Origin of the sequence: Hyphomonas sp. (assembly GCF_046313975.1) — a bacterium.
In the GTDB taxonomy this organism is placed as follows: domain Bacteria; phylum Pseudomonadota; class Alphaproteobacteria; order Caulobacterales; family Hyphomonadaceae; genus Hyphomonas.
Map to the genome: position 1 here is coordinate 26,832 of NZ_JBKBXB010000028.1, position 15,302 is coordinate 42,133.

The 15,302-nt window shown below is 64.5% G+C and carries 15 protein-coding genes; 10 read left to right on the plus strand and 5 right to left on the minus strand.

Annotation, left to right across the window (positions count from 1 at the left end):
• Positions 1 to 12: 12 nt before the first annotated feature.
• Positions 13 to 612: a malonic semialdehyde reductase gene (locus tag ACK4TE_RS10880; protein WP_409911535.1), complete on the plus strand. Its 600-nt coding sequence runs from the start codon at positions 13 to 15 to the stop codon at positions 610 to 612.
• Between the two features lie 10 nt (positions 613 to 622).
• Positions 623 to 1,267, plus strand: coding sequence for a tRNA (adenosine(37)-N6)-threonylcarbamoyltransferase complex dimerization subunit type 1 TsaB (gene tsaB / locus ACK4TE_RS10885; protein WP_409911536.1), 645 nt, complete (start codon positions 623 to 625; stop codon positions 1,265 to 1,267).
• A gap of 12 nt (positions 1,268 to 1,279) precedes the next feature.
• Here tsaB and ACK4TE_RS10890 read toward each other — a convergent pair whose 3' ends face one another.
• The 3 genes from ACK4TE_RS10890 to ACK4TE_RS10900 form a co-directional block, all read right to left on the minus strand.
• Complete coding sequence (locus ACK4TE_RS10890) at positions 1,280 to 3,310, minus strand: TonB-dependent receptor plug domain-containing protein (protein ID WP_409911537.1); 2,031 nt, start codon at positions 3,308 to 3,310, stop codon at positions 1,280 to 1,282.
• Between the two features lie 67 nt (positions 3,311 to 3,377).
• Positions 3,378 to 3,716 (minus strand): hypothetical protein, encoded by a 339-nt coding sequence (locus ACK4TE_RS10895; protein WP_409911538.1) that lies wholly within the window; start codon positions 3,714 to 3,716, stop codon positions 3,378 to 3,380.
• A 129-nt stretch (positions 3,717 to 3,845) separates the two neighbouring features.
• Positions 3,846 to 5,147, minus strand: coding sequence for an Hsp70 family protein (locus ACK4TE_RS10900; protein ID WP_409911539.1), 1,302 nt, complete (start codon positions 5,145 to 5,147; stop codon positions 3,846 to 3,848).
• A gap of 100 nt (positions 5,148 to 5,247) precedes the next feature.
• Between ACK4TE_RS10900 and ACK4TE_RS10905 the strand changes: the two genes are divergently transcribed.
• The 5 genes from ACK4TE_RS10905 to ACK4TE_RS10925 are packed head-to-tail and all read left to right on the plus strand — an operon-like array spanning position 5,248 to position 8,847.
• Positions 5,248 to 5,706 (plus strand): GNAT family N-acetyltransferase, encoded by a 459-nt coding sequence (locus ACK4TE_RS10905; protein WP_409911540.1) that lies wholly within the window; start codon positions 5,248 to 5,250, stop codon positions 5,704 to 5,706.
• A gap of 49 nt (positions 5,707 to 5,755) precedes the next feature.
• The gene (locus tag ACK4TE_RS10910; RefSeq protein WP_409911541.1) at positions 5,756 to 6,643 is read left to right on the plus strand and encodes a dienelactone hydrolase family protein; all 888 of its coding nucleotides are present in this window, start codon (positions 5,756 to 5,758) and stop codon (positions 6,641 to 6,643) included.
• A gap of 24 nt (positions 6,644 to 6,667) precedes the next feature.
• Positions 6,668 to 7,222 (plus strand): methylated-DNA--[protein]-cysteine S-methyltransferase, encoded by a 555-nt coding sequence (locus tag ACK4TE_RS10915; RefSeq protein ID WP_409911542.1) that lies wholly within the window; start codon positions 6,668 to 6,670, stop codon positions 7,220 to 7,222.
• A complete protein-coding gene (locus tag ACK4TE_RS10920) occupies positions 7,219 to 8,418 on the plus strand; it encodes a winged helix-turn-helix domain-containing protein (RefSeq protein ID WP_409911543.1) in 1,200 nt (399 codons plus the stop codon). The genes ACK4TE_RS10915 and ACK4TE_RS10920 overlap by 4 nt, the downstream gene beginning before the upstream one ends.
• 15 nt (positions 8,419 to 8,433) lie before the next feature.
• A complete protein-coding gene (locus tag ACK4TE_RS10925; protein ID WP_409911550.1) occupies positions 8,434 to 8,847 on the plus strand; it encodes a Fur family transcriptional regulator in 414 nt (137 codons plus the stop codon).
• Between the two features lie 96 nt (positions 8,848 to 8,943).
• Here the strand turns inward: ACK4TE_RS10925 and ACK4TE_RS10930 are convergent, their stop codons facing one another.
• On the minus strand, positions 8,944 to 10,083 hold the full coding sequence (locus ACK4TE_RS10930; protein WP_409911544.1) for a PQQ-dependent sugar dehydrogenase: 1,140 nt from the start codon (positions 10,081 to 10,083) through the stop codon (positions 8,944 to 8,946).
• A 122-nt stretch (positions 10,084 to 10,205) separates the two neighbouring features.
• Positions 10,206 to 13,094 (minus strand): TonB-dependent receptor, encoded by a 2,889-nt coding sequence (locus ACK4TE_RS10935; RefSeq protein WP_409911545.1) that lies wholly within the window; start codon positions 13,092 to 13,094, stop codon positions 10,206 to 10,208.
• A 231-nt stretch (positions 13,095 to 13,325) separates the two neighbouring features.
• On the opposite strand from ACK4TE_RS10935, the gene queC reads away from it, so the two are divergent.
• The 3 genes from queC to ACK4TE_RS10950 are packed head-to-tail and all read left to right on the plus strand — an operon-like array spanning position 13,326 to position 15,063.
• Positions 13,326 to 14,036 (plus strand): 7-cyano-7-deazaguanine synthase QueC, encoded by a 711-nt coding sequence (gene queC / locus ACK4TE_RS10940; RefSeq protein WP_409911546.1) that lies wholly within the window; start codon positions 13,326 to 13,328, stop codon positions 14,034 to 14,036.
• On the plus strand, positions 14,033 to 14,680 hold the full coding sequence (gene queE / locus ACK4TE_RS10945; RefSeq protein ID WP_409911547.1) for a 7-carboxy-7-deazaguanine synthase: 648 nt from the start codon (positions 14,033 to 14,035) through the stop codon (positions 14,678 to 14,680). Before queC ends, queE begins: the two co-directional genes overlap by 4 nt.
• Entirely contained in the window at positions 14,635 to 15,063 is a 429-nt protein-coding gene (locus tag ACK4TE_RS10950; protein ID WP_409911548.1) for a 6-carboxytetrahydropterin synthase, read from the plus strand. The genes queE and ACK4TE_RS10950 overlap by 46 nt, the downstream gene beginning before the upstream one ends.
• The last annotated feature ends 239 nt before the right edge of the window (positions 15,064 to 15,302 follow it).

Here is a 15,302-nt window from a genome sequence, read left to right on the forward strand (position 1 = left end):
AAGGACCCTGACATGGCCCATCCCGTCAACGACCATGCCCTCGACATCATCTTCCGCGATGCCCGCACGCAGAACGGCTATCTCGAAAAGGATGTGCCCGAAGTCCTCATCCGTGCGGTTTACGACCTCGCCAAGATGGGCCCGACCAGCGCCAACTGCTCGCCTGAACGCTTCGTGTTCATCCACACACCGGAAGCCAAGGCCCGCCTCCTGCCGCTGATGAGTGAAGGCAACCGCGCGAAAACTGCGGCTGCGCCGTGGACCGTCATCATGGCGCACGACTTCGCCTTCCAGGAAAAGATCCCACAACTCTTCCCTCATAATCCCGGTGCGAGGGATTGGTTCAACAATAACCGCGATGAAACCGCCATCCGCAACGGCACGCTGCAGGCCGCCTACCTGATGATCGCCGCGCGCGCCATCGGTCTCGACTGCGGCCCGATGAGCGGCTTCGACATGGCCGGCGTCAACCGCGAATTCTTCGAGAGCGATCCTGGCGAGATGCAGCACTGGCGCGCCAATTTCATCTGCAATCTCGGCTATGGCGACAAGTCGAAAGTCTTCCCCCGCCTGCCGCGCCTGGAGTTCGAAGAGGCCTGCCGCATCTTCTGATCGCACGCTGATGATCGTCCTTGGACTGAACACCGCCTTTTCTTCGATGGAGGCCGCCCTCGTCCGGGACGGCGACATCCTTACGGATGCGCGCGAACACCTGCCGCGCGGCCAGGAGCGCCGCCTGCCTGGCCTCGTCGCGGAGCTTTGCGCAAGTGCAGGCATCTCGCTCTCTGATCTGGACCGTATCGGCGTCGTCACCGGCCCCGGCAGTTTCACCGGCCTGCGCATCGGTGTCGCCTATGCCCGCGGCCTCGCCCTCGTGACAAACGCCGCCGCCATCGGCATCACCAGCCTCGAAGCTGCCGTCCCGCAAGGCATGGAAGGCACGGTCCTCGCCTGCCTCGCCGCCCAGCGCCGCCCGCCAGACCAGACCTGGTGGGTGCAGGGCATCTCGGAAGGGCAGGGCATCGCTGATGTGCGCGAAGTTCCGCTCCCGGATCTTTCCGCCATGCTCGCCGGTTTCCACGCGCCCGTCTTCATGGACGGCGCCGAAGCGCTGGGCGATCTCGCCTCAAAGCTCGACCTGCGCCCCCTGCATCCCAGCGCCATCACCGCCGCCCTCAAGGCCGGCGTCTTCGACCCCGCCGCCCATCCCCCCACCCCCGTCTACGCCCGCGCCCCGGACGCGGCGTTGCCAGCATCCGGCACGTAGGACTGCCGGCGATCAGAATTTCAGCCGCACGCCTCCATTCACGATGAAGCCGTCATTGCGCGACCAGATATCGGTCGTCCACTGACCATCCGGCGCACGCGCCGGAAGCAGCAGCGGTTCCTCACGCGTCTGGCGCACATTGAGGATGTTTTCGGCATTGATGAACCAGCTCGCTGGTCCGGTCGTGATCTCACCCAGAAGGCCGACATCGACATACGGCTCGCTCACCGTCCGGTAGGGGCTGCCCTCCACGCGCTGCTCGCCTGTATAATACATCTCCAGGCCCAGCCGGAATTCGCCGTGACGCTCCCACATGGCCACAAGGCCGGCCGTATGCTTCGGCGTCAGCGCAATCTCCTGCCGCCCGCCCGATCCATCCGGCTCGCTTGAGTCGATATAGAGATAACTGCCGGTCAGCTTGAAATCGCCCCAGAGATAGCGCAGCAACAGCTCACTGCCGCGCAGTTCCGATGTACCATCTGCATTGATCATCCGTACACGGTCCAGTGGCCCGGCCGGTACGCTCGCAAACGGCTCGAGCACTGTTACGCCTTCGACATCCGAAGCAAACAATGTCGCATTCGCCTCAACGCGCCCGCGTTTGTAGCCGATGTCCAGAGACGCCATCTGTGCCTTCTCCTCGGAAATGCCTGAAAGCGGCTCCAGTCGCGATAGGCCCGCCGCTTCGATCTCCTCGACAAATGGTGTCGGCGCAAAGAAGCCTTCTGCCAGCGATCCCCTGATCGTCCAGTTTCCCGGCCTGTAAAGCAATGAAAGGCGCGGGCTGAACTGCGTGCCATACTCGCTATGGTCATCCATCCGCCCGCTCAGCGAGACTGAAAGGTCTTCGGTGAAGTCATGATCCACCTGCCCAAACAGTCCGGGTACGTCATAAGTATAGTCAAACGCCGGAAACACCTGCGACGTGTAAAGCTCGGACTGCCAGGCAATGCCTGCCGCCCAGTTCGTCGGCCCGCTCCCGCCTGTTAGGGAAGCTTCCAGCAGGTAGCTCTCATGCGTGTCGTCTTCCAGGAGTGCGCCAAAGCGATGTTCATGGTCCTGCACCATCGCCGAAGCCCGTACCTGCGCCTTGAGATCGGCCGTGAGCGGAACATCGGCAGTCAGGCCGCCATCCAGACGCGTCGTGTCCTGGTTCTGCGGAAAGAAGCTGCCATCCGGCACTGTGCGCCCGTCCCGCGAACCACCGCGCCGCTGCTCGGTCATGTATCCGAGCGTCGCGTACACCTCTGAGCCATTGTCTCCCTCCCAGAACAGGCGCGGGCGCGCGGTCCATCGCTCATATCCCGGCAGGTCGATCCAGCCGTCGGTATCGAAGTCCTGCAGGCCCTGCCGGTGTGCGCCAGCGGTCAGCGAAACGCCGAATCTGTCTGACAGCGGCATCGCGCTATAGGCTGTCAGATCCTGTCCATTCCGCGATGTCAGGTTCAGCAGCAGCTCGCTCTCGCGCTCTTCGCCCGGCCGGCGCGATAAAAGGTTCACCACCCCGCCCAGCGCAGATGCTCCGTACAGGGAGGTCGCAGATCCCTTGATCACTTCCACCTGACGCAGATCGGTCGGCGGAATTTGAAGCAGGCCAATTGAAGAAGCCTGCCCGCCATAGAGCGGCAGCCCGTCCGCCAGCAGCTGCGTATATCGCCCGTAAAGGCCCTGCACCCGGATATTCGCCGCGCCAAGCGCAGGCGAGGTCACCTGCACACGCAGGCCGCCTGTCTCGCTCACCAGCGTGGCAATGTTTCCGGGCCGCATGATCGCCTTTTCTTCGATTTCCTCGCGGTTGATCACTTCCACGCGCACTGGCTCGTCCTGCAGCAGGCGGCCAGACCGCGTGGCCTGCACCACGACGACATCCAGCGTCTTCTCATGGTCATGGCCGTCGTGATCCTCGTGACCCTCATGGTCCTCGTGATCATCGCCGGGCGAATGGGTAGTGGTGGTAGGAGGTTCGGTTTGTGCGGCAGCGAGGCCGAAGCCTGCGCTGCTCAGGGCAAGAGCGATCGCAGAGCGTCGCAGATAGTCAGTCATGGACGTGTTCCTTGGAAGAATCTGTTCTGTGGCACCGTCGTGTCATGACGCGCCGGCTCAGTCAGATTCAGGAACGCGGAGGCCGGAACAGGTCGCCGGGCAGGGCATGCCCCCAGGTATCAGTGTGCGCGGCTCGGAAAACCAGCTGTGAGCGGATCATCCCCGGCCCCGGCAGGCTACCCGGACCCATCAGATGGATGTGACATCCCCCGCAACCTGGCGCATGATGATGATCGCCATGCCCGGCAGTGTCGCTTACGGCGTGGCCTTCTCCCATTTCTACCGCGCAGGCAGTCTCCACACTCTCGGAATGCTGCGCGGCAGCCACCGGCGCCATGACAAATGCCAGGCTCACCAGCGCCGCAACCAGCAGCTTGAGGGCAGAGTGGACGGGTCTGACAAACATGCAGGCTTTTCTTCTGTCACTGCCGAAAGAGTATAACATCACTGCGCCGCTCTGCCGCTCCAGTTCGCCTTGTCTACCGCTGCCGCAGGCCCCGGCGCAAGATTCCATTGGTCGCAGCTGACCCGAAAGTCACACACTCCGCGCCAGCCAGGGCTCGATATCCGCCTCCTGCGCAATCAGCGCCAGGCCGTGCGCAATCGACACGAACTGGTCACCAGTCTCGATCTTCTCCGCCCCGAAGCGCGCCTCGAAACTCTCCCGTAGCGCCGGCACATAGGACGATCCGCCCGTCAGGAACACGCGATCAATCTTCGCCTCGCTGAGGTTCGCCCGGCTCAATGCTTCGTTCACGGAGGATTGGATCGCGCGCACATCCGCCCCGATCCATCCGTCGAAATCCGCGCGTGTGATCTCCCGGTCAAGGCGGAGGTTGCCCGCCTCGAGAACAAACCGCGCGGACGCCTCCCGCGACAGCTGCATCTTCACCTGCGCCACCGCCCGGTAGAGCAGATAGCTCGCATCCGCATCGAGGAACGCAATGAAGGCCCGGATCAGCTCCGGCTGATCGGAAACATGCAGCAGCTTCTGCAGGTCAGCATAATCCTTCGTATGCCGCATGATCGACAGCTGGTTCCATTGCGCAAACCGGCTGTACAGGGACGATTGCACGGGCAGCGTCTTGTCGCCGCTGCGGAATGTCGAGTCCTTGCCGAACAGCGGCGCCACGACATGCTCGATCAGCCGCTGGTCGAACGCGTCCCCCGCGATCCCGATGCCGGCATGCGACAGCGCCTCGGCCCGCAGTTTCCCGCCGCGCGGATCAAACCGGATGATCGAGAAGTCACTCGTGCCGCCGCCAAAATCCGCCACCATGATCGTCGCCGGCTCGCGCAGCCGCTGCGCATAGAAAAACGCCGCCGCCACCGGCTCGTACACATGATGGATGGTCTCGAAGCCCAGCCGCTTCAGCGCGGTCTCGTAGCGCGTCTGCGCCAGCGCCTCATCCGCCTGCACGCCGGCAAACTGCACCGGCCGTCCCATCACCACCTGCGCCGGCCAGCGCGCGCCGGAGCGTTCCGACAGCCGCCGCAGATAGGCCGACAGGAGGTCCTCGAAATACCAGGCCTTGTTGTGGATCGTCGTGGAGGAAAACAGCGGGCTCGCCGCAAAGGTCTTGAACGACTGGATGAACCGGCAATCCCCGCCCAGCTCCAGGAACTGGTCGATCGCCCAGGGGCCGATCTCCATCCGGCGCGGCGCGCCCGCTTCCTCCTCGTCGCGCCAGAAACACAGCACGGAGCGGCAGGCCGCGAAGGCCTCGCCGCCATGGCGGAATGTCATCGCCTCCGTCGTGCCGTCCGGCCGGGCCAGCGAGGCGACGCTGTTGGTCGTGCCAAAGTCGAGGCCGAGCGTGGAAATCGCCTGGGTCATGTTGGGGTCTTGTGCCGGAGGGAAGGGCAGGCGAACTAGCAGAAGGGCAGGCGCCCAATCAACCCCGCCAGCCTGCCAACCTTATACGATTTCCGGTTCCATGCTGCCTGCGCCCCTCCGCCTCCTGACGATTGCCGACGCTGACGCCGCCGCGCGCCTGCACGCCTCCGGCTTTGCGGACGCCTGGAACCCCGCCTCCATCGCCGCGCTCATCGCTTCGGAAACCGTGCTCGCCCTCGGCGCGGAGGAAGCCGGCGCGCTCATCGCCTTCGCGCTCTTCCAGTCCGCCGCCAGCGACAGCGAACTCCTCACCATCGCCACGGCCCCCGCCCATCGCGGCGCCGGCCACGCAAGCCGGCTCATCGCCGCCGCCCTGCCGGTGCTCGCCGCGGCCGGCAACACGCGCCTCCTCCTCGACGTCGCCGAAGACAATGCCCCCGCCCGCCACCTCTACGCCCGCCTCGGCTTCACCCTCGATGGCCGCCGCAAAGCCTATTACACCGCCGGCCGCAGCGTACCGGTCGACGCCCTCCTGATGTCGCGCCCGATCTCCGGGTAGCCGTTACCGCGCAACGGCCTATACTCCCCCCAAACGAGGGAGAAAAATCATGGCCGACACCGAACACAAGATCGAAATCCCGCAGGAAGTCTTCCGCCTCTACGACGCCTATTGCCACGGCGACCTCTCCCGCCGCGACTTCTTCTCGAAGCTCTCGACCTACGCCGTCGGCGGCCTCACCGTCTCCGCACTCGCCGCCTGCGTGATGCCGGACTATGGCCGCGCCCAGACCGCCGAAGGCGAAGCAGGCATCATCGAGGAAACCGTCACCTATGCCTCGCCAAACGGGGCAGGGGAAATGGCCGGCTATCTCGTGCGCCCCGCCAAGGCCACCGGCAAGCTCGCCGGCATCGTCGTCGTCCACGAAAACCGCGGCCTCAATCCCTACATCCGCGATGTCGTGCGCCGCTGCGCCAAGGCAGGCTATGTCGCCTTCGGCCCGGACGCGCTCCATCCGCTCGGCGGCTATCCCGGCAATGATGATGACGGGCGCGAGCTGCAGGCAAAACGCGGCCGCGAGGAAATGTTCGCAGATTTCATGGCCGCCGCCGAATTCCTGCGGGATCATCCGTACACGAATGGAAAAATCGCCTGCACCGGTTTCTGCTTCGGCGGCGCCATCACCAACCTGATGGCCGTCCACCAGCCCTGGCTCAAGGCCTCCGTGCCCTATTATGGCGGCTGGCCGCCGGTGGAAGACGCCGCAAAGGTCGAAGTGCCCCTGCAGATCCACCTCGCCAGCGAAGACCCGCGCGTCAATGAAGGCTGGCCGCCCTACGAAGCCGCCCTCAAGGCCGCTGGCAAGGTCTACGAGATGCACTGGTATGAAGGCACGCAGCACGGCTTCCACAACGACACCACCCCCCGCTACGACCCCGCCGCCGCAGCGCTCGCCTGGACCCGCACGCTGGATTTCTTCGCCAAACACCTCGCCTAGACACCACTGGACAAGACCGGGAACATGTTCGATGTTCCCCAAATGTTCGAGTCGGCCACGCTCTTCGACACGCCTGCCGGTCTGTGCGGCCTTAGCTGGAGCGCCGCTGGCCTGACGCGCGTGCGCCCGTTCGCGGCGAGCCCGGCGAAAGCGGTGAAACCGGGTGCCGCCCTCATCCCTGAAGCCGAAGCGCCAGCCCATATCACCGCCACCATCGCCGCCCTGCGCGCCTTCCTCGCGGGCGAGCCCGTCCGCTTCGATGACACCGTGCTCGATTTTTCCGGTCTCTCTGAGTTCGAAGCCGCCCTCTACCGCGCCCTGCGCAGCGTCGGCTGGGGCGAGACCGTCTCCTATGGCGAGCTCGCCCGCCGCATCGGCGCAGACACAGGCGCCGCCCGCGCCGTCGGCATCGCGATGGGGCGCAACCCGTGGCCGCTGATCGTGCCCTGCCACCGCGTGCTCACGTCAGACGGCAAGCTCGGCGGCTTCTCCGCACCGGGCGGCGCCGCGTCCAAGGCCGCGCTCCTTGCCCGCGAAGGCGTGCATTTTGATGGCGGCCAGCTCGCGCTCTTCGAATGACAAACGCGCCGCTCCGCATCCGCAACCGCGACGCGCGGCGCCTCTGGCTCGATGCGCAGGGCCTCGCCGCGACGCCCACCGGCCCGCTCGACCTCGCCGCCACCATCCGCAAGCTCGGCTTCGTTCAGCTCGACTCCATCCGCGTCGTCGCCCGCGCCCACGACCATATCCTCTGGAGCCGCAACCAGAATTATCGCGAGCCGATGCTCGTTAAACTGCTGAAAGACCAGCGCGCCGTTTTCGAACACTTCACGCACGATGCCTCCGTCATCCCCATCGAATTCTATCCCAACTGGCGCCGCCAGTTCCGCCGCCTTGAGGAAAAGGTCCGGGGCTGGGAATGGCACCGCGGCATGCACGACGAGGACGGCCGCGCCGCCATCCGCGAGCGCATCCGCGCTGAAGGCCCGCTCTCCTCGCACGCCTTCGACACCAAAGTCGAAGGCCCCCGCGAAATGTGGCGCCGCCCGCCGCACAAGCTTTCGCTCGACTACATGTGGTATGCGGGCGAACTCTCCACCTCCCACCGCGACGGCTTCACCAAGTTCTACGACCTCACCGAACGCGTCATCCCGCCCGCCCACCTGAAATGCCGGGAGCCCTCCGAGGCAAAGCAGGTCGACTGGCTCTGCCGCGAAGCCATCAATCGCCTCGCCTTCGGCAGCGAAGGCGACATCCAGCGCTTCTGGGCCGCCGCTGATCTCGAAGAGGTCAAAGCCTGGGCCGCCGCGCAGAAAGATCTTGTCCCTGTCGAAATCGAATCGGCGGAAGGGGACTGGTCGCGCGCCCTCGCGCCGGCGGACATCGAAACCCGCCTCGCCGCCGCCGAGGCGCCCACCTCGCGCCTGCGCATCCTCAGCCCGTTCGACCCCGTCATCCGCGACCGCGCCCGCCTCAAACGCCTCTTCGGGTTCGATTACCGCATCGAAATCTTCGTCCCCGCTGCCAAACGCATCTGGGGTTATTATGTCTATCCGCTGCTCGAGGGCGACCGAATGATCGGTCGCCTCTGTGCCAAGGCTGACCGTAACGCAGGCAAGCTGACCGTCGAACGCCTCTGGACCGAGCCCGGCGTGATGTGGACACCCGCCCGCGCTGCAAAACTGGACGCGGAGCTTGCGCGTTTCGCGCGTCTGGCGAATACCGGCGAGGTTGACTGGCTACCGGAGGCCAATATGGACATTCGGGGCAGGTAAAGGCAAAACACCATGATGGACCGTCTGGAAAAACTCTGCATCGAAAAAGGTCTGCGGATGACCGAGCCGCGGCGCGTCATCGCGCGCGTCCTCTCCGTCTCCGACGATCACCCCGATGCAGAAGAGCTGCACCGCCGCGCCAATTCGCTCGACGCCTCCATCTCGCTCGCCACTGTCTATCGTACCGTGAAACTGTTCGAGGATGCCGGCATCATCCAGGCACACGATTTCCGCGACGGGCGCGCCCGCTACGAGGAAGTGCCGGAAGAACACCACGATCACCTGATCGACGTGAAATCCGGCGAAGTGGTCGAGTTCCACTCCGCCGAGATAGAAAAGCTGCAGGAAGAAATCGCCCGCAAGCTCGGCTACCGCCTCGTCGACCACCGCCTCGAACTCTATGGCGTCCGCCTCAAGGACGAGGGCTAGATCCGGGTTTCCGGTTCAATCCAGCAACCACCCTTGTCATCCCGGCGGAAGCCGGGATGACAGGACGTGAAGTTGCGCCTGGCAAGCCGCCCGCCCTCACTCCCCCGGCACCAGCTTGAAGATGCCGTCGAAATCCTTCGTCGCGACATAGAGATACCCGTCCGGGCCCTGCACCACATCGCGGATCGCATACTCGCCCTTCATGAGGTCTTCCTTGCCGATCACCTTGCCGTCCTGCAGGTCGATCCGTACAAGGACGAGTCCGCTCGGCCCGTTCATGCCGCCGGCAAACAGGTCGCCCTTCCAGCCGGGATAGACATCGCTCGTCAGCATCGTCAGGCCCGAAGGGGCAATCGAGGGCACCCAGTAAAGCTCCGGCTGCGCCATGCCTGGCGCCTCGGTCTTGTCGGAAATGATCTTGCCGGAATAGTCGATGCCATAGGTGATCGCCGGCCAGCCATAATTCGTGCCCTTGGTGATGATGTTCAGCTCATCGCCGCCCTTCGGTCCATGCTCGGTCGCCCACAGCGTGCCGGACATGCCATCATAATACAGCCCCTGCGGGTTGCGGTGACCATACGACCAGACCGCCGGGTTGCCCGCCACACCGTCCGCAAACGGATTATCCGCCGGGATCGACCCGTCCGGATTGACGCGGATCACCTTGCCATGCGTTGTTTTCGGATCCTGCGCCTCCTGCATGTGGACGTAGCCTTCTCCCACCGTGATGAAAAGCGTCCCATCATTCGCAAAGGCGAGGCGCGAGCCGTAATGGTAGGCCGTTTCGCGCAAGTCGCCGCGGAATACTTCCTCCACGCCCTCCAGCGCCGATGCGTCCTCTGTCAGCCGCCCGCGCACCACCAGCGTCGAGTTTGCTTCCGCCGTACCGGAAGACAGCGCCACATAGACCAGCCGCGATTCTGCAAAGTCCGGCCCGAGCGCAATGCCGAGATAGCCGGCCTGGCCTTCGGTGAATGCCGGCGGCACACCGGCCACCGCTACCGCCGCCGCGCTGCTGCCCGCCGCGAAATATTTCAGGCCGCCCGCCTTCTCGGTGAACAAAAGGCTGCCATCCGGCAGGAAAGCCATGCCCCAGGGCTGCTCTGCCCCGACCACTTCTTCGAGCGTCACCGTAGTCTCGCTCACCGAGGTCGGCGTTGTCGCGGCAGGCGGTGAACACGCGGTCATCAAGGCTGCAGCAAGGGCGATCATGGGAAGGCGGGGCAGGGGCGTCATGGGTCAGGCTCCGGCTGAATGGGGACAGCTTCTGACATAGGCCAGCGCGCGCCCCGCGCCAATGAAAAAGGGGCGGCCCCGCAAGGCCGCCCCTCTGTTTGTCGGCGCCGGAGCGCCGGGCGTTACCAGTTCTTCGTCAGCGAGACGCCGTAGGTGCGCGGCTCGGTCAGGAAGATGTTGGTGAACAGGCCCGAGGAGTCATCCGTCAGGTAGGCACCGGTGATCACCTGCTCGTCGGAGATGTTCTTGCCGAACAGCTCCACGCGCACGCCGGCCTCGTCATTGAAGAACGAAAGCGAGACGTTGAGGTTATCCCAGCTCGAGAGCTTGTCGCGACCGGTATTCCAGACGCGGCTGAAGCTGTCGGACTGACGGTAGTAGTCCACCCGGCCGGTCAGGCCCCAGTTGCCGAACGAGCCCGGCTCCCAAGTGTATTCGGCGCCGAAGTTGAAGGTCGACTCAGGAGCGCCCGGCAGCGAATTGCCGTCGAGGTCCTTGGCTTCGCCATCGAACGGTGTCAGCAGCGAGAAGGTCGACGTTCCGCCAGTGTTGTTCGTCACGGAGACGGTCTGACCCGTAAGGCCCAGCAGGGCCTCAAGGTTCGCCACACCGCCTACGCCTGCAGCCAGCGCACCGTTACAGATGCCGCGGGTTGCACCTGCCGGCAGGGCATTCCCCGCAATCGCACCGAGAACGGTTGCATAGCCCTGGGCCGACACAACGCAGTTGGAGTAGGTCGAAGCATTCTTCAGCACCACGAGGTCTGCCCGGCCATTGGCGCGGTCAAGCACGTCGATGCCCCAGGTGTCCTGGATCTCGGTGTCGAGCAGGCCGAGGTTGGCGTTCACGATGAAGGTCGAGACCGGGTTCCAGATCGTTTCAAATTCGAGGCCTTTCAGCTTGGCGTCGATGTTGAAGTTCGCAGAGGTGCGGTTCACGATCTGCGTGATCTGATAGCCTTCATAGTCATACATGAAGCCCGTCGCGTTGAACTGCAGGGCGCCGCCCGCCAGCGTGTTCTTCGTGCCGAGTTCGTAGGAGTTGATGAACTCCGGCTCGAAGGTTTGCGGGAACAGGTTGGCACCTGCCGGTTGCGGCGGGTTGATGCCGCCGCCTTTATAGCCGCGGGAGTAGAAGCCGTAGATCAGCGTGTCTTCCGAGAAGCCGAGATCCGGACGCCAGTCGAGACCGGCGCGGCCGGTGACTTCCTCGAACTGCGCCTCCAGCTGGCCCGTCGTTGCCAGCGTGAACGGCGAAAACAGGATGGACGGAACCACGTCCTGCTGCTTGTCATCGTTTGTATACCGCAGGCCGACGGTCGCTTTCAGCGAGTCGGTTACGTCATAATAGCCCTCACCGAAGACCGCGAACGAGTCGAGCGTGTAGGGCGACAGGGAGCGGAAGTAGTTGGCGCCGTCGCCATTGAGCGCGCCGCCGAACACCGGCGTCCCGCCCGAGCCGTTGTCGATGCCGATCGGGGCGTTGAAGCCGAGCGGACAGGTCGAAGGCGTTCCGCCGCACAGGCCGTTGTTCACAAGGAAGTTCTGCAGCTGGCCGAGGGCCGTCAGCGTGTTCGAGAACACATAGTAGCCGGCCGTCGGATCAGAAGGATCGATTGCTTCGAAGTCGACCTTGATGGCGCCGAGGTTGAAGTTGAACGGACCATCATAAGACGACTGCAGGCGCAGTTCGTGGGTGGTCTGCTCGCTCTTGCCGCCGGAAATGTCGAAGGTCCGGAAGACGTTCGACGCACCGAGCTGCGGGTCGTTCACCACGCCGCCGGGGAACAGGATATTGAACGGCGGTGCAGGGATATTATTGAACGCGATGTTCGGCGCGATCTTGTTATAGTCCTCGAACGAAGCCGACTTGCCTTCATTGTAGCTGCCCAGATAGGTCAGCTTCAGGGCGTCCGTGATGTCGTACTCGGCCTTCCAGGTGTAGAGTGTCTGTTCCGCCGTGTACTGCGGATCAAAGGCCGATTCGATCTGGCGCAGGTCCGGGTTCATCGGAGTCGTGAAGGCGTCGCCGTTCAGAAGGCCGGCGGCCACACCGAGACCACCGCCCAGCGTGCCGACCGAGTTCACGCGGTCCTGCATGGCGTTCAGCGGGGCTTCCTGGCAGCCCAGCGAGGTCACGCGCTGGTCCAGCGCACCGATCGGGATGTTGGCGAAGGAGGTCCGCAGCGGGTCCTTCTTGCAGAGCTGCTTGCCCGAGCGGAGACGGGAATCGTCTTCCTCGAAATGCTCGATCATGAACAGGGCGCGGAAATTGTCGGTCGGCTCGACGGCGATCGATGCGCGTGCACCCCAAAGGTTACGGCTGTCGATATCGTTGCCGGTGACGGTGTTCTTCACATAGCCTTCGCGCTCCAGATAGGAGCCCGCCACACGCACGGCGATCTTGTCGCCGATCGGTGCGTTGAGCATGCCGCGATACTTGATGGTGCCGTAATTGCCGGCCGTCACGGTCGCGCTGCCCAGCCATTCTTCCATCACGGGCTTGGCGGTAATCGCGTTGAACACGCCGCCGGTCGCGTTCCGGCCGTACAACGTTCCCTGCGGGCCGCGCAGAACCTCGATCCGCTCCATGTCGAAGAATTCGGACTCGAACAGGGCGTTGGCAGTCAGCGGCACGTCGTTCTGGTGGATACCCACGCCGGCATCGCCCGATTGCGCAACAGCGTCGACGCCGATGCCGCGGATCTTGAAGTTGTAGCCGGTGAAGTTGCCCTTGGTGAACACGACGTTCGGGATGGCCTTCACAAGGTCAGGGCCGCCGGCCAGCTGCATCTTGTTCAGGGCTTCCTCGTCGAACGCCGAAACGGCGATCGGAACGTCCTGGATCGACTGCTCGACCTTCTGCGTCGTCACCGTGACCGTGCCGAGGCGGCGCTGGTCATCCGGTGCGGCTGTGTCCTCCTGAGCGATGGCCAGCTGGCCAAACACGCTCATGGCAAGGACCGAGGCCCCTGCCAGCAGGACAAATTTCGAGTCTGAATTTTTGCTCATTCGAATTTTCCTCCCCTCGGGCCGCCTTTGGCGTGCGCCGAATACTGTTGATTGATTGCCGAGCGTCCTCTTAGACGGGACCGCTTCGATGACATCACAAGTGCAGGAACCGGGCCCTGTCAATTGTTGACGCTAGGCACGGCCTGAAAGTCTTTGCATGGGTGTCAAAAATGTAACGGCCCTGTGAACCGCCTGCTTGGCCGCCGGGGAAGGGGCTGGTAGAGCCCGCAAATGCCCGAAAAAACCGCCAGATCCGCGCTCGTCCTCTTCTCCGGCGGACAGGACTCCGCCACCTGCCTGGCCTGGGCGCTGGACCGTTTCGACCATATCGAGACAGTCGGCTTCGATTATGGCCAGCGCCACCGTATCGAACTTGGCCAGCGGGGCGTGATCCGCGAGGGAATCACCCGCCTTTTCCCCGCCTGGGCGAGCCGTCTGGGCCTGGACTACCTGCTGGACGCCACTGTCCTCAGATCCCTCGGCGAAACCGCGATGACCCACGACGTCGCCATCGAAACCGCCGCCTCCGGCCTGCCGACCACCTTCGTGCCCGGCCGCAACCTGCTTTTCCTCACCCTCGCCGGCGCCCTCGCGATCCGCCGCGGTATCGGCGTGCTCGTCGGCGGCATGTGCGAGACCGACTTTTCCGGCTATCCAGATTGCCGCGAGGCCACGATGCAGGCACAGGAGCAGACCCTCCGGCTCGGCCTCGATGCCGACATCACCATCGCCACGCCGCTGATGCACATCGACAAGGCCGCCACCTGGCAGCTCGCCCACGACCTGGGCGGTGACGCCCTCGTCCGCCTCATCGTCGAGGACACCCACACCTGCTATCTCGGCACCCGCGGCGCCCGCCACGACTGGGGCCATGGCTGCGGCACCTGCCCGGCCTGCGACCTGCGCGCCCGCGGCTGGCAACGCTGGCAGGCCGGCCGATGACCTACTCCGTCAAGGAAGCCTTCTACACCCTGCAGGGGGAAGGGGCCCATACCGGCCGCGCCGCCGTCTTCCTGCGCTTTGCCGGCTGCAACCTGTGGAGCGGCCTGGAACGCGACCGCGCCACAGCCGTCTGCCGCTTCTGCGACACCGATTTCGTCGGCACGGACGGCGAAGGCGGCGGCAAGTTCCGTGATCCCGCCAGCCTTGCCGCCCATATCGCCAGCATCTGGGCTGCAAACGCCGCCCCCGGCGGGCGGCCCTATGTCGTCTGCACCGGCGGCGAGCCCCTGATGCAGCTTGATCCGCCCCTAATCGATGCGCTCCACAAGGCTGGGTTCGAAATCGCTATCGAGACCAATGGCACCCTGCCTGCGCCCCCCGGCATCGACTGGATCTGCGTCAGCCCCAAGGCCAATTCCGTCCTCGTCCAGACCCGTGGCAATGAACTCAAGCTCATCTACCCGCAGGACGAGCCCGAAGCGCAGCCGGACCGCTTCGTTTCACTGGACTTCCAGCACTTTTTCCTCCAACCGAGGGACGACGGGCCCGGCGCCTCAAATGTCGCGGCCACAGCCGATTACTGCCTGAAGAATCCAAAATGGCGACTGAGCTTGCAAACCCACAAACTGACCGGTCTGCCCTAGTGGCAGAAGGCCAGGTCTTCGAGATCACGAAGGCGACCACCTTTGAGGCCGCGCATTATATGGGCGGCAAGCCCGAGGGCCATCCCTACCGCTCAATCCACGGCCATTCCTTCCGCCTCGAAGCCACTGTCGCCGGCGTCGTGAAGCCCGGCGAACAATGGGTCGAAGACTTCTCGCACCTCGCCCGCTGCCTCGAAGCCACCGCGGCGAAGCTCGACCACCGCCTGCTCAACGAGATCGAAGGCCTCGAGATCCCCACGCTCGAACGCCTCTGCCTCTGGGCCGCCGCCGACCTTCGCCCGCACCTGCCCGGCCTCGCCCGCGTCGCCCTCGCCCGCCCCAGCCTCAACGAACGCTGCGAACTGGTGCTGAAACAGAGCTGAGCCCCAAACTCTCACCTCTCCGCAGACCCCTGCGCAGGCAGGGGTCCAGAGCCGCAAGCGCAGATCGCTGTTGCATAAGGTCCCCCCAACGCAACACGTCCGCCCCCATTCCCGCCCTCACCCCCTGTCATCCCGGCGAAAGCCGGGACCCGGAAAGCCCAGCAGGAACAACGCTCAAGCGGGCTCCCAGCTTCCACCGCCCCACCAAACCAAAGAATTCCACAGCTTCCCAATCCGGT